This is a genomic window from Bowmanella pacifica, assembly GCF_014645355.1.
Classification (GTDB): domain Bacteria; phylum Pseudomonadota; class Gammaproteobacteria; order Enterobacterales; family Alteromonadaceae; genus Bowmanella; species Bowmanella pacifica.
In genome coordinates, this window is sequence record NZ_BMLS01000008.1 from 55681 (window position 1) to 76813 (window position 21133).

Consider the following 21133-nt stretch of genomic DNA (forward strand, 5'->3'; position numbering starts at 1 on the left):
CGGGGGGAACTAGCACTCATGGCAGATGTATCCATAGAAAAGCTTGCCGGTGATATTGGCACATCGGTTGACCGCCTGGTTCAGCAATTTGCTGATGCAGGTATTGAAAAGCGCGCGAACGATCAGGTGACAGAAGATGAAAAGCGTACCTTGCTTGATTATCTGAGTCGTCAGCATGGTGGTGCAGGCACGGCGGAACCGACGCGTATGACGCTTAAGCGTCGTACTACCAGTACGTTGAGCATCAATGCAGCGGGTAAGTCCAAGTCAGTAAAAGTTGAAGTGCGCAAGAAGCGTACTTATGTAAAACGCAGCGAAACTGAAGAAGCGCGTTTGGCCGAAGAAGAAGCCAAGCGTCGTGCTGAGGAAGAAGCAGCGCGTTTGGAAGCCCAGCGAATCGCGGAAGAAGAAGCCAGAAAAGTGGCTGAAGAGAAAGCACGTAAAGAAGCGGAAGCCAAAGCGCGCGCCGAAGCTGAACGTGCAGAGCGCGAGCGTCGTGAAGCTGAGCAGCGTGAAAAAGAAACAAATCTGAGCGATGAAGAGCGCGCTGAGCGCGAAAAGGCACGCCAGGAAGCTGAGCAGATTCGTGTTGCTCAGGAAGAAGAGAGCCAGAAGAAACTGGAAAAAGAAGCCAAAAAAGCAGCTGAGAAAGCACGCAAGTTGGCTGAAGAGAACGAGCGTCGTTGGAAAGAAGAAGACGAGCGCCGTCGTCGCCGAGAGGCAGAAGAAGTACATTTGCATTCCAATCGTTATGCTCAGGAAGCTGAAGACGAAGAGGATATGCAATTCGAGCGCGGTGGACGCCGTCGCAAGGCCAAAAAGAAAAAGAACGCTGGCGCTGACTTGATGCATGGTTTCAACAAGCCAGCCCAGCCGGTGGAACGTGTGGTTAAATTAGGCGAAACAATTACCGTTGGCGAACTGGCCAACAAACTGGCCATCAAGGCTACCGAAGTGATCAAGGCCATGATGAAAATGGGCGAAATGGTCACTATCAACCAAGTACTGGACCAGGATACGGCCGTGCTGGTAGTCGAAGAGATGGGCCACAAATACGAGTTGGTTAACGACAACGCGCTTGAAGACGAATTGTTGGCAGAGGATGCTAGTGCAGACAAGGCGACCCGTGCGCCGGTTGTGACCATTATGGGTCACGTTGACCACGGTAAAACCTCACTGCTGGATTATATTCGTCGCGCCAAAGTAGCGGCGGGTGAGGCCGGTGGTATTACCCAACACATTGGTGCTTACAGCGTAGAAACCGACCTGGGTAAGATTACCTTCCTGGATACTCCTGGACACGCGGCCTTTACCGCCATGCGTGCTCGTGGTGCCACGGCGACGGATATCGTTATTCTGGTGGTTGCGGCCGATGATGGTGTAATGCCTCAGACTAAAGAAGCTGTACAACACGCTAAAGCAGCTGGCGTACCGCTGATCGTTGCCGTCAACAAGATGGATAAAGAGACCGCTGATCCTGACCGGGTGAAGACTGAGTTGTCTCAGTTGGAAGTTATTTCCGAAGAATGGGGCGGTGAGCACCAGTTTGTTCCAGTATCGGCCAAAACCGGTATGGGTGTGGACAGCTTATTGGAAGCGGTCTCCCTGCAAGCTGAAGTACTGGAGCTTAAAGCCGTACCTAAAGGCCCAGCTAAAGGCATTGTGATCGAATCTCGTCTGGATAAAGGACGTGGTCCGGTAGCTACCGTGTTGGTTCAGCAAGGTGAGCTTAAAGCCGGTGATATCCTGTTGTGTGGTTTCGAGTATGGCCGTGTGCGTGCGATGCGTGACGAGCATGGTCAGGATGTCAAAGTGGCTGGCCCGTCAACACCGGTTGAAATTCTTGGTCTGTCTGGTGTTCCGGCTGCAGGTGATGATGCCCGTGTGGTTCAGGATGAGCGTAAAGCCCGTGAAGTGGCCAGCACTCGTCGCACCAAGCAGCGTGATCTTAAGCTGGCCAGACAACAGAAGGCTAAGCTGGAAAATATGTTTGCCGATATGGAAGCCGGTGATGTTAGCGAGCTGAACGTGGTACTTAAAGCGGACGTACAAGGTTCCGTGGAAGCCATAGTAGACTCCTTGCTGAAACTGTCTACCGACGAAGTTAAAGTCAATATCGTCGGCAGTGGTGTCGGTGGTATTACCGAAACCGACGCCAGCCTGGCGGCAGCATCGGGTGCCATTGTGGTAGGCTTTAACGTTCGTGCTGACGCGACGGCTCGTAAGGTGATTGAAAGCGAAGAAATCGACCTGCGTTATTACAGCGTTATCTATGATTTGATTGATGAAGTGAGAGGCGCCATGAGTGGTATGCTGGCACCTGAATTCAAGCAGCAAATCATTGGTTTGGCTGAAGTGCGTGATGTCTTCCGTTCACCCAAGTTGGGAGCTATCGCTGGCTGTATGGTGACCGAAGGTATCGTCAAACGTAGTGCGCCGATTCGCGTACTGCGCGATAACGTGGTTATCTACGAAGGCGAACTGGAGTCATTGCGCCGCTTTAAAGATGACGTCGCTGAAGTACGTAATGGTATGGAATGCGGTATCGGCGTTAAAAACTACAATGACGTTCGCGTAGGTGACCAAATCGAAGTCTTCGAGACCATAGAGATCAAACGCGAAATCTGATCCTTTTCAGGGGGTAATCCCTGATGTGTCAGAAATATAGGTAACGGGGGCCGCCACTATTGGTAACAGGCCTCCGTTGCTGTCTTTACGAGAGTAAAAATCATGGCAAGAGAATTTTCCAGAACAGACCGGGTCGGTCAGCAAATCCATAAAGAAGTTGCCAGTATCTTGCAAAACGAATTTAAGAATCGTGATCCAAGGTTGGGTCTGGTGACTGTTTCCGGTGCAGAAGTTTCCCGCGACCTGTCTCATGCTAAGGTGTTTATCACCTTCTTTGATACGGATGAGGAAAAGGTCAAAGAGCAGCTCGCTATTTTAGATGACAACAAAGGCTTTGTACGCTCATTGTTGTCTAAACGCATGAGCATGCGGACAGTACCTGCTATTCGTTTTGTACAGGATGTGTCTATTACCGAAGGCATACGTCTGTCCAGTTTGTTGACTGAAACCATCAATAAAGACAAAGAACGGGCACGCCAGGCGGGACGTGATTTGGACAATGAGGACAAGGAATAAGTGGCCAAGCGAAAGAAAGGCCGTGACGTTAACGGCATCTTCCTGCTGAATAAAGCGCTTGGCGGCTCATCCAATCAAGTGATGCAGCAGGTAAGACGCCTGTTTGGCGCGGCCAAGGCTGGTCACACCGGCGCGTTGGATCCCTTAGCTACAGGCATGCTGCCTGTTTGTTTAGGGGAGGCAACCAAGTTTTCCCAGTTTCTGCTGGATGCCGATAAAACTTATCGGGTTACTGCGAAACTGGGGATACGTACCACGACGTCCGATGCAGATGGTGAGATTGTTGAACGTCGTCCAGTTGAGGTGAGCGAATCACAAGTGCTGGACGCGGTGATGAGCTTTAAAGGCAAGAGCAAGCAAGTGCCATCCATGTTCTCTGCACTGAAGTATCAGGGCAAGCCTCTGTATTATTATGCCCGTCAGGGTATTGATGTACCGAGAGAAGCTCGCGACATTGACATTTTTGCAATTCAGATGACCCGTTTTGAAAATGACGAAGTGGATATGCAGGTGCATTGCTCAAAAGGTACCTATATTCGCTCGCTGGTGGATGATCTGGGGCAGTTGTTGGGCTGTGGTGCGTACGTCACTATGCTAGACCGTATTCAAGTGGCTGATTATCCGGTGGCACAAATGATGACTTTGGATACGCTGCAAAGCTTGGCAGATGAATACAAGCTGGGCGAGCAGACGGATTTTCAGAAATTAGATGCCTTATTGCTGCCGATGGACACGGCCGTGGCCAGTTTGCCAAGTGTCAAGGTGAGCATACAGAAGCTGGGTTTTTTCTGTAATGGTAATCAGGTGGAAGCCGATACCGGGGATTTATCCGGCCTGGTGCGTGCCTATGCCGAAGATGATGGGCGTTTTCTTGGTGTGGCCGAAGTGGAACGTCCGGGACGTTTAGCACCTAAGCGATTAGTGGTTTACTGAGCCCCGTCGACCTGGCTTGCTATTCCTTGCCGCATCGCTATAATACCGCCTCTTTCCGACCCGCTGAATTAGTGATCGGCTGGTCTTAACTTAGGAGAAAGATATGTCACTAACTAAAGAAGAAACCGCAAACATCATCGCTGATTACGGCGTAAAAGAAGGCGATACTGGTTCTCCAGAAGTGCAAGTTGCACTGCTGACAGCCAATATCAACAAGCTGCAAGGTCACTTTGCGGATCATAAGAAAGATCACCATTCACGTCGCGGTCTGCTGCGCATGGTAAGTCAGCGTCGTAGCATGCTGGACTACCTGAAGAGCAAGAACCAGGATCGTTACCTGGAACTGATCAAGCGTCTGGGTCTGCGTCGTTAATCGCAGCATTCAAATGCAAGTAAAAAAGGCGCTAATCAGCGCCTTTTTTATTGTCAGTGTCCCGTCCTAAATAAGCAGATATTGCTATTTGTCTGGAGAACCTTTGCGGGTGAGTTTATCTAAATAGCCCATGGCAAAGGCTGACAAGACAAAGGTTAAGTGAATGATTACATACCAGAAGAGTTTTTCATTGTCGGTATTTTGAGCATTCATAAATATTTTAAGCAGATGGATAGAAGAGATTGCCACGATAGAGGCTGCAACCTTATTTTTCAGGGAGCCCGAGTCTAATTTTCCCAGCCAGTCCAGTTTTTCACTGTCTCCATCAATATCCAGTCGGGAAACAAAATTCTCATAGCCTGAGAACATTACCATTACAATCAGACCGCCAACCAGTACCAGATCGATCAACGACAGCACAACTAAAATCAGGTCGGCTTCCTTCATTGCAAAAATAATAGGAAGAATATGCAGTACTTCTTGAAAGAATTTGATGCCCAAAGCGAGCAGTGCCAGACTTAGGCCCAGATAAATAGGGGCCATTAGCCAGCGTGAAGAGTAAATAAGCTTTTCGATTAATTTTTCCATATGGCCATCCTTATACGCGGTGCAAGGCAATGGCGCACATTATGGAGACAAGTGCTTGCTTTGCAAAGGTTTACCGCAAGCTAAATAGTGCAATGAACAGAACAATTTGCACGTTACTCTGAGAGCAGGTCTGTCGTTACTCCTTTGCTGATGTGTTTGTGCAGTAAATGTCGGTTTACTAGATGAGCAGTAATGAGTAACAGTCCGCCACTCAGGCTCAACAGCAATTCAATCTTGCCGTGTATAAACAGCGACGTTACCAGCAGTGAGATACCTATTATGGCTAAACTGAGAGGCAGAGCATTACCGTGTCGGCAATGCGCCGATGGCAGGCTAGTCAATAGCAACAGTAGGATAGGACCCAGTAAGGCAAGATGCAGCCATTCAGCAGTTAGGCTGTCGACCAACAGCCCAGTCACGCCAAAGCCTATTAGTATGGGGGTTAACAAGCAATGGCAGATACATAGGGCTGAGGTTAGCGCGCCGAGCAAGTCTTTCACGAGGTTTCTCACAGGTAAGTTGTTTTTGAAATGATATAATATAACAATTTGGGGGTGTGTCAATTATCTCCTGGCAAAGCAAGCCAGTTCCTAGTTTATCCAATGCTTTAGCTTTTCTGGCTCCACTGCTGGACTATATAAATAGCCTTGTCCGACCTGACAGCCTGAACCCAATAAGAAATCTCGTTGGGCAGATGACTCTATACCTTCGGCGATAACGTCAAGGTTCAGTGCTTTAGCCATGGCGATAATAGCCAGGGTAATCTGACTATCCTCATTGTTGTCAGGTAATTCCCGGATAAAGCTTCGGTCAATCTTAAGCACATTGATGGGGAGTCGACGTAGATAGGATAGGGACGAATAGCCCGTACCAAAGTCGTCAATGGACAATCTGAAACCTAGTTGGCGTAACTTAGTTAATAATCCCAGGGTTGTATCCGCTTGTGCGGGGATCAGACAGCTTTCGGTTAGTTCCAGTTCAATCTGCTCTGGTGATACCTGAGCTTGCTGAAGTATGCTCAGTAGCCTTTCACAAAAATCCGGCGTGATCAGGTGCAGTACTGAAATATTAATAGATACAGGTACCTCGGGCAGACGCGCCGTTCGTATATCCTCACAAACTTGATATATCACTTGCTCACTGAGTAAACCAATAAGGCCAAGCTTTTCAGCCAAGGGGATGAAATCTACTGGAGATACCTGACCCAGTGTGGGGTCATGCCAACGAACCAGGGCTTCCACTCCAGTTAACTGCCCCGAACGAAGATCGACCTTGGGTTGATAAAGCACTTTGAGTGATTGTTGTTGAAGGGCTAAACGAAGGCCTTGCTCCAACCTCAGTTCGTCGGCGGTTTGCTGACCTGCACTGGCCTGATAAAAGCAATATTGATTGCGTCCGGCGTTTTTAGCCTGATACATCGCCAGATCAGCGTGTTTAATCAGTTGCTCAGAGCTTTGTCCGTCTTTAGGAAACATGCTGATGCCGATACTGGCCGTCAGGAAAAAGTCCTGACCTTTAATACGAATAGGTGCATCGAATTGGGTGATCAATCGCTGAGCAAGACATTCTAACGATGTGGCTTTATCTATCTCAGGAATAAGAATAGTAAACTCGTCACCGCCAATTCGCGCCACAGACTCGCCTTCTCTGACGGTTGACAGCAGTCTGTGTGCCACTTCTTTTAAGGCCTGGTCACCAGCCTGATGGCCTAACGTATCATTGATACGCTTGAACAGATCCAAATCCAGAAACAACACCGCCATATTGTGGTGGTGTCTATGTGCATTGGCGATGCCCAAATGCAGTCTGTCCATAAAGAGTCTGCGGTTTGCCAGCCCGGTTAATTCATCAATATAGGCCAATTGATGAATTTGTTTCTCCTGGCGTTTTCGCTCACTAATATCACTGAAAATGCCAGCAAACTGGCCTATCTCGCCTTGTTCTCCACGGATCGCGGTAATAGACAGCCACTGAGGATAGACTTCGCCGTTCTTACGCTTGTTCCATATTTCTCCCTGCCACTGCCCTTGTGACAGCAAGGTTTCCCACAAGTTTTTGTAGAAGTGCGGCTCATGCAGGCCCGAGCTAAGTAAATCAGGTTTGCGGCCAATAGCTTCGTCGGCGCTGTAACCGGTAAGCATGCTAAAGCTGGGGTTGACCGATTCAATCACACCGTTAACGTCGGTAATCATGATCCCGTCCAGCGACGCGTCGATCACTTTTTGTGCCAGGCGCAAATAATCTGTCGATGTACGCAATGCCGCATCTCTGGCCCGCAACGCCTCCTTCAACTGGGCTACATAAGTATGTTCAACGTTAAGTAAAATGTCAGAAAAGGACAGTAATCCGCATAATTGCTCATGCTCGTCACTGACGGCTAAGTGACGAAAATTGTTCTCTTTTAAAATATCCACCGCTTGCAGTAAGGTGCAGGTTTTTTTTACTGTCAGTAGCGGTTTATGTGCCAGCTCGCCCAAAGAAACGTTTTTAGATGCGCTGGCAATCAACTTTATCAGGTCACGTTCGGTGACAATGCCCTGAGCATGTCCGTTGGTTGCCACTAGCGCGGCATCAACCCCTTGCTTATTCATAGCCGTAACCCCTTCGGCGAGGGACAGCGAGGCATCCAGTACCAGCGGTGGTCTGATCAATGTTGAACCAACATCCCGCAATGCTAAATAAAACTCGATACGCTGCTGTTTCACTATGTCGGTTTGCGTTAGCAAGCCCAGCGGTCGATTCTGTTTATCTGTGACCAGCAGGCGACGTATCTGTTTTTTCAGCATTAAGCTGGTGGCGTCATTGAGCAGCGTATTGCCCTGCACCTGAATGACCGGGTAGCTCATTAATTTGCTGACAGGGGTCTGATAGTGGTGGGTTGCATCAAAATCAATAGACTTGGCGTCGGATTCTGTCCAGATCCCAACGATATCCTCATTATCTTTAACCAGAACACAACTTACCTGATGGCTTTGCATCAACTTGGCCACATCACGAATAGCAGTATCTGGAGGGCAGGTGACCAGGTCACGACTGGCCAGTTCGGCAACTGTAGGTTCAGTATGACCCACATTTAAAAGTGGACCCAAAATGTCCTGCATGGAATGACCGCCTTAACAACAACGACCGCGTAGCATAACCATAATCTTTAACAGCGTTTTTGATCTAACACAAATTCATTTAATCCTGAGCGCAATGAAGATTTGTTTAATTGAAATCTTGGTATGTTATATTGTATCGTTATTGCTTGGGTAGGGTTTCCGCTGAGTCTGTCATTCTGACACTGAAAGTGTTTTTGTCTGATGATTAGGAGGAGCCAGTTGATTAAATTGATATGATATAACGTTGAGGTTGCTATGGTGAGAAAGCACTTGATAGCCATCAGTCTATCAAGCTTGTTCAGTGCAACTGCCATTGCGCAGTCATTACAAGGACAAGTGGTTGATGAGAGTGGTCAGCCAATAAGTGGCGCCAGTGTTCAATTGCACGGTGTCTACGGCACGCAAGTGGCCAATGAGCAAGGTCAGTTTTCCTACAGCCAGGTACGCGAAGGTAAGGTGGAACTGCATGTTTCGGCACCGGGCTTTGCGCATAAGAGCGTCCGTCTGAATATTCCATCTCAGGGACTGGCTGATGTGCGTGTGGTGTTGCTTGATACCAGTATTGAAGTGGTTGATGTCACCGCCAGTCCTTTCCACGCCTCGGCCATCGAGTCGGCATTACCCGTTACGGTATTGAGTGGCGATAAGCTTCGCAACAAGCAGGCATCAACTTTGGGAGATACGCTGGCTGGCGAAGTGGGCGTGCACAGTAATTTTCATGGCTCGGTTGCCAGCACGCCTATTATCAGAGGATTGGATGGGCCTCGGGTACTGATTACCCAAAACGGCCTGGATGCAGGGGATGCATCGCGGGTCGGACCGGATCATGCGGTGTCGGCCGAAGCCAGCACGGCGACGCAGATTGAAGTGTTGCGAGGGCCTGCCACTTTGTTCTACGGCAGCGGGGCAATAGGCGGGGTGGTAAACGTGGTGGATAACCGTGTACCCACTGACAATCAGACCCGTGGTGAATGGACACTAGAACATACGTCCGTTAATGACCAAAAGCTTGCCGCTTTTAATCTTAACAGCGGTTTGGACCGGTTTGCCTTGCATTTAGATGGGTATTGGCGGGAAAGCGATGATTACAAAGTGCCTGGGCCAGCCGAGCAGGGGATTGATGATGGGGCTGACAAGGTTAAGAATTCTGCCGCTCAGTCACATGGATTCACCTTGGGAGGCAGTTATTTACTCGACAATGGTTATGTAGGTATTAGCTACGGTCGATTGGACAGGGAGTATGGTGTTCCCGGTCACAGCCATGGCGACGAGGATGTTGCCGTGACCGCGGATATGCAACAGGACAGAGTGCAACTACTTAGTGAACTGCGTTTTGAGCAGGGGTTTATTAGCGCCATCAGAACCAAGCTGTCTTATACCGATTATGAACATGCTGAAATTGAGTCTGGGCTAGTAGGAACAACTTTTGCCAATGAGAGCAAAGAAGCCCGGGTGGAGTTTTTGCACAATGAGGTGTTGGGCTGGCACGGTGGATTGAGCCTGCATTACAAACGCAGTGATTTTGCGGCGACAGGGGCAGAAGCCTTCACCCCACCTTCTGTTACTGACAGCCTCGCACTGGCGTTGATGGAAGAACGGCACTTCGGGCCGCTGCTGGCGCAACTTGGTGCCCGTATCGAGAGGGTGACCTTAAAGGCTGATAATGTACTTTTTCCTGAAGCTGTGGTGCATGCGCATGGGGATGAAGGGCATGAGGACCTCAGTCATGGCGATCAGGTGATCCGCCGCTTTACTGCTGAGCATGAATTTGAACCTTACAGCTTGTCGGCCGGTTTGGTATGGGATTTTTCCGAGGGTTACAATCTAGGACTGTCGCTTTCCCATTCACAAAGAGCTCCTGCAGCCTCAGAGTTACTGTCATTCGGACCGCACATTGGCACCGGTAGCTACGAAGTCGGGGCTTTGTTTAAGCTGTATCAGGATGAGCATGGTGATGCCTATCTTGGCTTAACCGATCAAGCTGTTGATCTCGAATCGGCTAATAACCTGGATTTAACCTTACGTAAATTCAGCGGTGATCTGGGCTTTATTCTTAATGGTTTTTATAACCGTGTGGATAATTACTACTACCAGCAAAACACCGGTTTATTTGCAGAAAGTGGTCATGATCATTCTCACGACCACGACCACGACCACGACCACGGCGATGAGGAATTACCCGTCTATCTGTTTGCTCAGGACGATGTGGTGTTGCACGGTTTTGAGTCGCAATTGTTCTGGCAGTTTTTGTCTGAGTGGAAGCTCACCCTGCAAGGGGATTACGTGCGTGCCAGATTACAAGATGGCGGCGATTTGCCCCGCACACCACCGCTGCGTTTGGGGGCAAACCTGGCTTATGAAGGCCAGAGCCTAAGCGGTGATCTGGGTGTAACCCGTTATTTCAATCAGGACCGTACCGCAGCCCTTGAGAGTGATACTGACGGTTACACACTGGTGGACCTGAATCTGACTTACCACCTGGGCGTCAGTGGGCATGAGTTGGCCATTTATCTCAAAGGTCACAACCTGACGGACGAGGAAGCCAGACCCCACACCTCTTTTTTAAAACATCTTGCTCCATTACCCGGCCGCTCTGTGGCATTGGGCATTCGTGGATATTTCTGATCAAAGACGTATAACAAGGATACTTTATGATTTTGCAAACCAGACTAAAACACCTGAGTCTTTTTGTGGCAGCCGCGATGTTGGCCGCTTGTGGCGATGCCACTACTGAGATTGTGGAGAAAGAGCCTGTAGTGGTTCCGGGGGATGGAGATGACCATGATCATGGCAGCGTCAGCGACGCGGGGCGTCTGTTGGTTACCAGTAAAGGCAGCAACCAAGTCAGTCTTTATCAATTGGAAGATAATAGCTTGTTGGCAACCTTAGGTTTAACCAATGAGCCCGCCTCTGTATATGCATCGCCGACCAAACGTTATGCCCTGTTGGTTGAAAGAAATGACGATCTGGTCGAGTTGGTCGATGGTGGGGTGTGGCAGGAAGATCATGGCGACCACCTGCACCCCTATGAGCAAGCACCGGCATTAATGGATTTTAGTTTATACGGTAGTCGACCAACCCATGTCACTTTGGGAGAAGAACAGATTGCGGTGTTCTTTGACGGAGACGGACAAAATGGTGTGAGTGCATCCGTTGCAATGTTTAGTGAAGCGCACATAGGAACAGACAATGAGGGCTATCCAATACACCAATTTGATACCCATATGCACGGCGCTGCGCAGGCTCGGGGAGAAAACTTGTTTGCCACACTCAGAGATGCCAATACCACCTCAACACTGCCTGATCGCATTGCTCGCTTTCACGCCCATGGCGATCACTTTCACCAGGAGCAAACCTTTGAACCTCTGTGTCCTGCCTTACATGGTAGTGCGCAGAATCATGATGCAGTGGCGTTTGCCTGCGCTGATGGTGTGGTGGTGATAAGCGAAGACAATGACCAGTTTACTGCCAGCAAAATTCCCAATAGCACGGATTTTACCGAAGGGATGCGTATTGGTACCCTGCGCGCTTACCTTGAAGGTGAGCAGTTTTTTGGTATAGCCGGTACGAGTGTGTTTGTTATCAATGCCGAAACGGGTGAGATGGAAGCGCTGGACTGGCAACCTCATGATGGTGCAAAACTGTTGTCGTTTGAGGTTAGCTTGGATGGTGAAACCCTGGTGATACTTGACAGCGAAGGCTATCTCAGCTTGCTGAATGCGCATCAGCATGGCGACGAGTTGCATTGGGAGTTGGCACATAAGCTAGATATCAGCGAGGCAGATGTGGCTGATATGCCAGAAGGTAGCCGTTTTGAAATGACCCTGTCCAATGACTATGTCTACATTGCGGATCCTATTGAAAAACACGTGCTAATGGTGGATTTACACGATGCGACAGTCAGCGGCGAGCTCGCCCTTGGCTTCATTCCCAACAAACTTACTTGGTTGGGTATTGTTGGTGAAAGTGCAGATGGGCACGCTCATTAATCCCATCTGACGGCAGGGCCTCGTCGTGCGAGGCCCTGTAAGCCCTGCACAATTAGGGGCATAATGGGGAAAATCAGCCTGGAATTAGCAATGCAAATTGTACGAGCCGTTCCCACCAATATCATTACAGGGTTTCTGGGCGTGGGTAAATCCACCGCCATTTCTTATCTACTAAAACATAAACCCACCGATGAAGTGTGGGCTGTTCTGGTGAACGAATTTGGTGAAATTGGTATAGACGGCAGTTTATTGGCAGCCGGTCAGGAACCCGGTAAGGTGTTTATCAAGGAAGTACCGGGTGGATGCATGTGCTGCGCATCGGGTTTACCCATGCAGATTGCCTTGAATATGCTACTGGCGCGCAGTAAACCCGATCGGTTGCTGATTGAACCGACAGGCCTGGGACACCCGGCAGAAGTGTTGGCCAGCTTATCCTCAGAGCACTACCGCGGCGTATTGGATATTCAACATACGCTAACCTTGGTCGATGCTCGCAAGGTGACGGACAGCCGTTATGCTCAGCATGATATTTTTCGTCAGCAGTTGCAGGTTGCTGATGTGATTGTGGCCAATAAGGTGGATCTGTATCAGCCTGATTCGATAGAAAAGTTACAGGACTACCTACTTGGTTTACCTGTAGATACGCCTTTGCAAATGACCACGCAAGGCCAGATTTCCCTTGCCTGGTTGCAAGGTGCCAGTGGTTTTCAGGCATCTCTGTTCTCTCCGCCCCCACCTCCAACAACACAGGCATTTACCGAGTTACAGGCACCCGCGTCGGGGTTTGTTAGCAAGCAAGGATATGCCGATGGCATGCACAGCTGTGGCTGGGTGTTTGCCCGTTCCTATTGCTTTAATTATGAGCGGCTGATGTCTCTGATGACGGGGCTATCGTTCGACAGACTCAAAGCCATTATGCATACCGACCGAGGCTGGATGCTGTTTAATCAGGTCGACGGTGTGTTAACCAGCAGTGAACTTAATGATGCGCCAGATAGTCGTATTGAATGTATCAGCAGTCAGCCGGAAGACTGGCAGCAACTGGACGTTAGGTTGCAATCACTTGGCTGCAGAGGATCAGATTAAAAAGGGATAGCTGCATGAAAAAATCAACCGTTTGGCTGTATATTGGTTTAGCGTTTTGGCTGTTAGGCGGCACACTTTTAGTCCTTGAACATCACTTTTATCAGTATGTGGATGTGCATGGCGTACTGCACGAGAGCCTGTTTATGCCTCTTGGGGTGCTGAGCTTTGTATTGGGAGGTTGTGTGCTCAGTGTGACATTGTTGTACCGGTTACTGAGTCATCTCAAGACCTACCCAGATCCGTCCGATAAGTCATGCTAAAACCCGGCGCGGGTTGTCGTCCGCTTAGTTTATTGCGTGGATGTATCTAGATAGTCGGCTAGCCCGCTTAGTTGTAGCCCTTGTACATAATCCACAACAGGGGCCAGCTCGGCGAAGCCCGTGGGGGAAAATCCGTGTACTTTGTAAGTGAGAATAATCTGTGTACCTTGTTCGTTAGCCTGAAGTTGCCAATCCAGAGCACCATACAGGCCCATACCTTGCAATGGCCCCAGCCCGCCTGACATTCTGAGCAGCTTTCCTGGCTCGGCAAAGGTTACTTGCATATGCATGGCTTGCTTGTCGCCGTTAATTTCACAAAAACACCCCCCGGCCTTTGGCTCAATACTCAGATTGGCTTTATTGCCCCACCAGGTATGATCCTCCGGCCACCATTTACTGACATCTTGAGTCAGCGCTTGCCAGGTCTTTTCTGCTGTTGAGTTAACCTGAACCCGATTTTCCAACACAAAGCCATGGTCAGTCACAGCCACAACCTTAGCGTAGAGTGGTGTGTTAAGTAGACAACATAAAAGAGCAAGACAGGGATATCGCATAAGTTTGTGCCGCTGGAAATATTGCTGTCAGCATAGTGTGGTCACTTGCTTTTGCCAACTTTGTCGGGATTGGTGCAAAAAAACAGCTAATGTTCAGGCTTTTAGCCAGTGGAGTTTGACAGTCTGTAGGATTCAGGTTTCACTTGTGCAAGACATTCCTATCATCGCTACGTTTCATGCAAAAAGCCGTCGAACTCAATGCCCTACAACTAACCGCCAAACCCAGTCGTCGCCTGATTAATCAGGCGTTAAGTGATGAGCAGGCGCTAAGTGCGACATTTATCGGTCAGCACCGGGCCCGCGAGGCGCTGAACTTTGGCTTGGGTATTGATGCGAAAGGGTACAATCTTTATGTCATGGGCGAGGTGGCGACAGGCCGTTTTACCCTAGTGCATGAATATATTGCCAAGCATGTAAACAGCTCGCCGACCCCAGACGACTGGTGTTACATCAATAACTTTGATGATGAGCGAGAGCCTTTTACGCTGCGTTTGCCTGCGGGTGAAAGCCGTAAACTGTCGACCGATCTTAATAGTCTGGTTGATGAGTTACTGGATACATTTCCTGCCGCCTTTGATAACCCGGGTTACCAGCGCAAGAAAGCCAATATTAAACGCCAGTTTGAGCAGCGCTATGAGAAGGCGATTGCTGAAGTGGAGCAGTTTGCCCAGCGCAACAGCGTGGCCTTGTATGAAGAGAACGGCACCATTAGCTTCTCGCCGATTGTGAATGGCAAGCCGATAACCGATGAAGAGTTTGCGACAGCGTCGGAACAACAGCGCCAACAGTTTTATGACATTATCGTGCAGTTGGAAGAAAAGCTCAGTGAGCAATTACTGGAATTGCCGCAATGGAAGCGAGAGTCTTCCGAACAAGCGCGGGCACTGACTCGGGAAACGGCAGAGCAGGGTATCAAACCGCTTTTGAAAGAGCTGGAGCATAAATATTCCGCGGACTTAGGGATCCTGAAATTTCTGCGTCAACTGAAACCCCACCTGATTGAGACGGTGATTGAGGTGCTCGGCGAGGAAAACAAAGATGAAAAATCCGAAGACTTTGACCGCCGTACCGTGCTGGAAGAACAATATCTGCCGAATATTCTGGTTAGCCATGAGTTAAATGGCGGTGCACCTGTGGTGTATGAGCCCAATCCAACCTATCAGAATCTGTTTGGCAGAGTGGAATATACCAACGTCCAAGGTTCGGTATTTACCAACTACCGTATGATTCGACCTGGTGCTTTGCATAAAGCCAATGGCGGCTACTTGTTACTGGACGCGGATAAAATGATTCAGCAACCCTATGTATGGGAAGCGCTCAAGCTGGTGCTGAAGCGTGGTGAGCTGAAGATGGATATCCAACAACATGATATTGGCATGGTCAATTCGGTTACCCTCAACCCGCAAAGTATCCCGGTTAAAGTTAAAGTGGTGCTGCTTGGATCGCGGGATCTCTATTACACCTTGCAGGAATATGAAGACGAATTCCATGAGCTGTTCCGGGTATTAGTAGACTTTGATTCTGAGATCCCTTTGGACAAGGACACCTTGTACGATTTTGTAGGCCGGGTACGCTGTCATGTTCAGGAGATGGGACTGAGCGGTATCTCTGCTAAGGCTATGTACAGATTGGTGGAATACAGCCTGCGATTGGCCGAGCATCAGCATCGCTTGTCGGCGCGTTTTGCCGACGTTATCGAACTGTTGCACGAAGCGCAGTTTTTCTGTGTGAAGCAAAACACCGATGAGGTGGATGTTACCCATATTGAAGCCGCGCTGGAGGCAAAAACGCAGCGCAGTGGCCGCATCAGCCAGGCCTTGCTGGACGATATCAAAGAAGGCCAGATCCTGATTGAAACCGATGGTGAAGCCATTGGTAAGGTTAATGGTCTCACTGTGCTGGAAATTGGCGACAGTTTATTTGGTACGCCAGCCCGTATTACGTCCACCGTGTATGTGGGTGCTAATGGCGTGGTGGATATTGAGCGGGAAGTGGAACTGGGCCGCTCTATTCACTCCAAAGGGGTGATGCTGCTAACCGGCTATCTGGGCCATAAATATGCCCAGTTATTTCCGCTGACGTTGTCGGCTAACATTGCTATCGAGCAATCTTATGGTCAGATTGACGGTGACAGCGCTTCACTGGCGGAATTGGTTGCGCTGCTTTCAGCCTTGACCTTAGTCCCGGTTAAGCAAGGCTTGGCGGTAACCGGTTCCATCAATCAATATGGACAAGTGCAGAGCATCGGCGGCGTAAATGAAAAAATTGAGGGTTTCTTCAAGCTATGCGCGCATCGTGGTCTGACCGGTGAGCAAGGTGTGGTTATCCCCAAATCTAACGAAGTGAACCTGATGCTGGATAAGGAAGTGGTTCAGGCCGTGAAAGCCGGACGTTTCCATATTTATTCGGTGGAAACCGTGGATCAGGCCGCAGAAATTCTGATGGGACGTGAAGCCGGTGAGCTTAGCCCCCGGGCTCGTTTCCCCAAAGGCAGTATTAACAGTTTGGCAGTGAGTCGTCTAAGTCAGATTGCCAGTATCGTCAACGGTGCTGACGAGGACTAGCGCTGATTCAGCATGGATTGGCTGAGTTGTTCAGCCAATTCGATATCATCCGCCGTGGCGGTATTTTGCAACCGTCGTTCTTGCCATTGGTACTGATTGCTTAGATCTGGGTCTAACTGCTGCAACATCTTTAGGTAGGCCAGCGCTTTTGCTGTTGACTGGTTACCCATTCGCTGTCCTGCTGCATCTCTGACTAGTAACTGTAGGGCGTCAACATTGCCTTGATGCGCGGTGTTCTCCAACAGCTGTTGCCTAAGCGTCAGATAGTCTTGCCTGGCCTTTACATAAGCATCCCGTTCCAGATTGTCCTGGCCTGTGGCCTGCAGATAGAGTTTGGCGGACACTTTGCCTATTTCCACCGCCGCTTGTGGATGTCCTGCCTGGGCAGCATCCATCAGTAATGATGCAAAACGGTTCTTCTGCTCTCGGCTGATGCCCCGGCAGTATTCGTATCTGTCGTAATTGTTGGCAAATGAGCTACTGGAGTCACCTGTTCGACGAAGTTCATCTAATTTTTGCTGGTGCGCCTCGTCGCTATCGGCACTGTAAAAACACCAAGATAAATTGCGGCCCAACTGATAGGTGGCATTGATATCCTGCTGCTGTACGCCAGCCTCGAGTTTGCTTAAGCCTAGCTGTAAGGGATGCGACAGACGCCAGTCTGTGACTGGCTTAATGCTAGGTGCGCTGGACGGTAACGCCGCGTGCGCAAGACGCTGCTTGGACGTTAGCGGGGCAGGGGGATCTTGCTCCGACTGAGATGGCCACAACCACCCTATCACTAGCGAAAAGATGAGGATACTGGCAAAAACGTAACGCATAAGTGGGCAGCGCTCTTAGTCTGAAGCTATGTTGTTCGCGGCATCCTACACTAATTGGTATTGTTCAGGGTAAGGGAAAGCTTAACCTTTGCTAAGGTCCGTGGGTAATTGAGTAGCTGGCACAGCCCACCAGCAGCGTTAAAGCGATGCATATCCCAACTTCATATCCATGTTGTCCGTTTGCAATGTTAAGCAAAACGTGTCGGGCTAGTTGTGTTCGCCTGACGTTATTTGGGGGGCAGGTTTTGCGCCGGAATCAGCTTTTTAGCTACCCAGTAATCCAGGCTCACGTAGCGGCCTGCACCAGTAAAAAACAACATTAACAACATCACAAAATAGGTAATAGAAAACTCGATACCATTATTCAGAATGACAAAATTGCCACTGCTAGTCAGCCACTCATAGTTGCCATATTCCTGCAGCAGTTGTTTGGCCATGGCCAGTTTGTCAGTTGAATCCAGCACTTGCTGATTAACAAAAATGCCATTGGGATCCGCTATAGCTTGCCAGCCGTTTTGCCAGTGTACGCTGACCGCAGCGACCAGCATGGTTGCCATTAAAGGAATACTGATGTAGCGCACGGCGACACCCAGCAATAGGCAAATGGCACCGAGCAATTCTGTCCAGGTTGCCAGCCATGCCATCAGCGCTGGAAAGGGGAGACCTAAACCCCATTCGTGGTTGCCGAACCATTCCACTACGTCATCAAAGCCGTCCAACTTGTTCATTCCCGCCATCCAGAAAATGGGCACCAGATACAGGCGCATAGCCAGCGGACCGAGGAAATCGAGCTGACGACTGTGGTTTAAGCCATGATGAAATCGTTGGGCATAGGGCGTTAAGAGCATAGGTATTCCAGAGTGGGGTGAAACTATAGTTGCTTTGACCTGATGTTTGCGTAAAAGCATTCATCTATTTTCACCAGAATAGCCCCCGGGCAGGTCTTTGCTGGTTAAAGGTACCCCGGGGCTTGTCGGCTGCCGTTTATATCAAGCTTGTTCCAGTTGTTCCGGACAATGTGCCAACTGCAGTATGTCGCCCTGTTCATCTTCCGTTTCGAGTTTGACATCAAAGCCCCACAGCCGGTGCAAATGCTTCATAACTTCTTTGTTGCTGTCTGCCAGGGGGATGCGATTGTGTGGCACGTAGCGCAGCGTCAGCGCACGGTCACCACGCACATTGACGTTATAGACCTGGATATTGGGCTCAAGATTACTCAGGTTGTATTGCGCCGAGAGCTTCTCACGCAGTATCTGATAGCCTTCGGCGTTGTGGATGGCGGCGACTTGCAAATGACTGTCTTTGTCATCGTCATGAATCGCAAATAAACGGAAGTCGCGCATTAGCTTAGGAGACAGAAACTGGCTGATAAAGCTCTCGTCCTTAAAGTTCTGCATCGCGAAATGCAACGTTTGCTGCCAGTCAGAACCGGCAATTTCGGGAAACCACTGTTTGTCCTCGGCGGTGGGGTGCTGGCAAATACGTTTAATATCCATAAACATATTAAAGCCCAATGCATAGGGGTTAATACCTGAGTAGTAGGGACTGTTATAGTCTGGCTGTGCAACCACGTTGGTGTGGCTGTGCAGAAACTCCAGCATAAAACGTTCGGTGACTTTTCCTTCGTCATACAGGTGGTGGAGAATGTGGTAGTGCCAGAAGCACGCCCAGCCCTCGTTCATTACCTGGGTTTGTTTTTGAGGATAAAAATACTGCGAGACCTTCCTCACGATACGCACCAGTTCGCGTTGCCATGGCTCTAGCAACGGCGCATTCTTTTCAATGAAATACAGAATGTTTTCCTGCGGTTCGGCGGGGAAGCGTTTACGTTTGGGATCGGCTTCGTTGTCGTGTCGCTGCGGTAAGGTCCGCCATAGCTCATTAACCTGAGATTGTAGGTATTTTTCGCGGCTTTTTTGACGTTCCTGTTCCTCTCGCAAGGACAGTTTTTGTGGCCGTTTATATCTGTCCACACCAAAATTGGCCAACGCATGACAAGAGTCCAGGGTGGCTTCCACCTCGGCAATGCCATATTTTTCCTCACAGCGAGCCACATAGTTTTTTGCAAACACCAGATAGTCAATAATTGAACTGGCATCGGTCCAGGTTTTAAATAAATAGTTGTTTTTGAAAAAGCTATTGTGTCCATAGCAGGCATGAGCCATCACCAGCGCCTGCATGGTAATGGTGTTTTCCTCCATCAGATAGGCAATACATGGATCTGAATTAATCACAATTTCATAAGCCAAACCCATCTGGCCGCGTTTATAGCCTTGCTCGGTCTGGATAAACTTCTTGCCGTATGACCAGTGGGTATAGTTGATGGGCATGCCGATACTGGCATAAGCATCCATCATTTGTTCGGCCGTGATGATTTCTATCTGGTTGGGGTAAGTGTCCAGCTTGTAATGCTTGGCAACCCGATCGATATTGGCCAGATACTGGTCAAGTAATTCAAAAGTCCAGTCGGGCCCGTCAGACAGGGGATGGCCTTTACGTCGTTTGGTCATTTCACTCCTCCTGATATCTGTCTTCAGTATGCGGCTCATAACCTAAACCGCCGAAATAGAACAAATTTGTGGCAATTCACAGGCCCATGTCTGGAGTATAGTTCAAGTTCTGGTCTGGCAAGGGCATGGCCTTCTCAAGTAACAGACAAATTTTGTTCTGGGCTTTACAGCGGACAGCATGCGAGCCATAACTATGCGTGTCAGTACGAACGAGGAAATGGCATGTCAGACTTATTGAAAGCGGCAGGTGAGTGTACAGAGCACGATAAGCCCTGCTCAGGGATTGAAATGATAGTGTCTCCCAAAGATAAGGATATTGGCGGGTTTTATGTCCGTCGCTGTTTGCCTGTTGCCAAGCTGCGTTCCGTGGGGCCTTGGATTTTCTTTGATCATATGGGGCCGGCTGATTTTAGTGCGGGGGAGGGGATTGATGTACGCCCTCATCCGCACATTAATTTAGCCACTGTTACCTATCTGTTTGAAGGCGAGATATTGCATCGAGACTCGCTTGGTAGTCTGCAGGCCATTAAGCCTGGGGATATCAATCTGATGGTGGCTGGGTCAGGCATAGTGCACTCTGAGCGAGAGCGGCCCGAAGTGCGGGAAACGGCGCACCGCTTGCACGGTTTACAACTTTGGCATGCATTACCCGAAGCGGTTGAGGAGACTAAACCCGCCTTTTACCATTATGGTGTGGAAGCCATTCCCAGTGTGACGATTGACGATGTGCCCATCAGAGTCATGATGGGACGGGCCTATGGCGTAGTCTCTCCGGTGAAAACGTTCAGTGATACCCTGTATCTGGAAGCTTTTCTCAAACCAGGTCAAACCTTAGTGTTGCCCCATACGCCAGAGCGCGCTGTGTATGTTGCGAAAGGGGGCGTGACTATCAATGGTACTGATGTGCCAGAGCACAGCTTGGCGCTGTTGACGCCAGATTGCGAGATCCTTGTCAGTGCAACGGCTGAAACGCGTTTGGCGCTAATAGGTGGTGAACCTTTAGGTGAACGTTTTATGTTCTGGAATTTTGCTTCTAGTCGTAAAGAGCGGATTGAGCAGGCGATGGCGGATTGGAAAGCGCAGCGATTTGCCCAAGTACCGGGCGATGAGGACGAGTTTATTCCTTTGCCTGATTAGTGCTGTCACTGGTGCGAGAGCTGTCAGCTTTGGTAGGATGCGGTGTGGTAGTTTCAGGCTAAAGGAGTGCCGG

The 21133-nt window shown here is 49.5% G+C and carries 17 protein-coding genes; 10 read left to right on the top strand and 7 right to left on the bottom strand.

Annotated elements, in window-relative coordinates:
- Positions 1–18: 18 nt before the first annotated feature.
- From infB to rpsO, 4 genes are all read left to right on the top strand, one after another.
- On the top strand, positions 19–2628 hold the full coding sequence (infB, locus tag IEX02_RS18310) for a translation initiation factor IF-2 (protein ID WP_188698668.1): 2610 nt from the start codon (positions 19–21) through the stop codon (positions 2626–2628).
- A 102-nt stretch (positions 2629–2730) separates the two neighbouring features.
- Positions 2731–3144 (top strand): 30S ribosome-binding factor RbfA, encoded by a 414-nt coding sequence (rbfA, locus tag IEX02_RS18315; RefSeq protein ID WP_188698671.1) that lies wholly within the window; start codon positions 2731–2733, stop codon positions 3142–3144.
- Positions 3145–4077: a tRNA pseudouridine(55) synthase TruB gene (gene truB, locus IEX02_RS18320; RefSeq protein ID WP_188698674.1), complete on the top strand. Its 933-nt coding sequence runs from the start codon at positions 3145–3147 to the stop codon at positions 4075–4077.
- A 103-nt stretch (positions 4078–4180) separates the two neighbouring features.
- The gene (gene rpsO / locus IEX02_RS18325; RefSeq protein ID WP_188698676.1) at positions 4181–4450 is read left to right on the top strand and encodes a 30S ribosomal protein S15; all 270 of its coding nucleotides are present in this window, start codon (positions 4181–4183) and stop codon (positions 4448–4450) included.
- 84 nt (positions 4451–4534) lie between these two features.
- Here the strand turns inward: rpsO and IEX02_RS18330 are convergent, their stop codons facing one another.
- From IEX02_RS18330 to IEX02_RS18340, 3 genes are all read right to left on the bottom strand, one after another.
- A complete protein-coding gene (locus tag IEX02_RS18330; RefSeq protein WP_188698679.1) occupies positions 4535–5038 on the bottom strand; it encodes a TIGR00645 family protein in 504 nt (167 codons plus the stop codon).
- A gap of 113 nt (positions 5039–5151) precedes the next feature.
- On the bottom strand, positions 5152–5538 hold the full coding sequence (locus tag IEX02_RS18335; RefSeq protein WP_188698682.1) for a MerC domain-containing protein: 387 nt from the start codon (positions 5536–5538) through the stop codon (positions 5152–5154).
- Positions 5539–5628: 90 nt separating this feature from the next.
- Positions 5629–8139 (bottom strand): EAL domain-containing protein, encoded by a 2511-nt coding sequence (locus IEX02_RS18340; protein WP_188698685.1) that lies wholly within the window; start codon positions 8137–8139, stop codon positions 5629–5631.
- 255 nt (positions 8140–8394) lie between these two features.
- Between IEX02_RS18340 and IEX02_RS18345 the strand changes: the two genes are divergently transcribed.
- The 4 genes from IEX02_RS18345 (at position 8395) to IEX02_RS18360 (ending at position 13474) form a co-directional block, all read left to right on the top strand.
- Complete coding sequence (locus IEX02_RS18345; RefSeq protein ID WP_188698687.1) at positions 8395–10764, top strand: TonB-dependent receptor; 2370 nt, start codon at positions 8395–8397, stop codon at positions 10762–10764.
- 26 nt (positions 10765–10790) lie between these two features.
- On the top strand, positions 10791–12128 hold the full coding sequence (locus IEX02_RS18350) for a 5-methyltetrahydrofolate--homocysteine methyltransferase (RefSeq protein ID WP_188698690.1): 1338 nt from the start codon (positions 10791–10793) through the stop codon (positions 12126–12128).
- 90 nt (positions 12129–12218) lie between these two features.
- Positions 12219–13214: a CobW family GTP-binding protein gene (locus tag IEX02_RS18355; RefSeq protein WP_188698693.1), complete on the top strand. Its 996-nt coding sequence runs from the start codon at positions 12219–12221 to the stop codon at positions 13212–13214.
- 14 nt (positions 13215–13228) lie between these two features.
- A complete protein-coding gene (locus IEX02_RS18360) occupies positions 13229–13474 on the top strand; it encodes a DUF3955 domain-containing protein (RefSeq protein ID WP_188698696.1) in 246 nt (81 codons plus the stop codon).
- A 29-nt stretch (positions 13475–13503) separates the two neighbouring features.
- On the opposite strand, the gene IEX02_RS18365 is transcribed toward IEX02_RS18360, so the two are convergent.
- Positions 13504–13959: an SRPBCC domain-containing protein gene (locus IEX02_RS18365; RefSeq protein WP_188698699.1), complete on the bottom strand. Its 456-nt coding sequence runs from the start codon at positions 13957–13959 to the stop codon at positions 13504–13506.
- A 245-nt stretch (positions 13960–14204) separates the two neighbouring features.
- On the opposite strand from IEX02_RS18365, the gene IEX02_RS18370 reads away from it, so the two are divergent.
- On the top strand, positions 14205–16592 hold the full coding sequence (locus tag IEX02_RS18370) for a Lon protease family protein (protein ID WP_188698702.1): 2388 nt from the start codon (positions 14205–14207) through the stop codon (positions 16590–16592).
- Here IEX02_RS18370 and IEX02_RS18375 read toward each other — a convergent pair.
- From IEX02_RS18375 to IEX02_RS18385, 3 genes are all read right to left on the bottom strand, one after another.
- Positions 16589–17413 (bottom strand): hypothetical protein, encoded by an 825-nt coding sequence (locus IEX02_RS18375; RefSeq protein ID WP_188698705.1) that lies wholly within the window; start codon positions 17411–17413, stop codon positions 16589–16591. The genes IEX02_RS18370 and IEX02_RS18375 overlap by 4 nt on opposite strands.
- A gap of 227 nt (positions 17414–17640) precedes the next feature.
- Complete coding sequence (locus IEX02_RS18380) at positions 17641–18261, bottom strand: HvfX family Cu-binding RiPP maturation protein (protein WP_188698707.1); 621 nt, start codon at positions 18259–18261, stop codon at positions 17641–17643.
- Positions 18262–18402: 141 nt separating this feature from the next.
- A complete protein-coding gene (locus IEX02_RS18385; protein ID WP_188698710.1) occupies positions 18403–19923 on the bottom strand; it encodes a SpoVR family protein in 1521 nt (506 codons plus the stop codon).
- A gap of 222 nt (positions 19924–20145) precedes the next feature.
- Here IEX02_RS18385 and IEX02_RS18390 point away from each other — a divergent pair, with 222 nt between their 5' ends.
- On the top strand, positions 20146–21060 hold the full coding sequence (locus IEX02_RS18390; protein WP_188698713.1) for a pirin family protein: 915 nt from the start codon (positions 20146–20148) through the stop codon (positions 21058–21060).
- Positions 21061–21133: the final 73 nt, after the last annotated feature.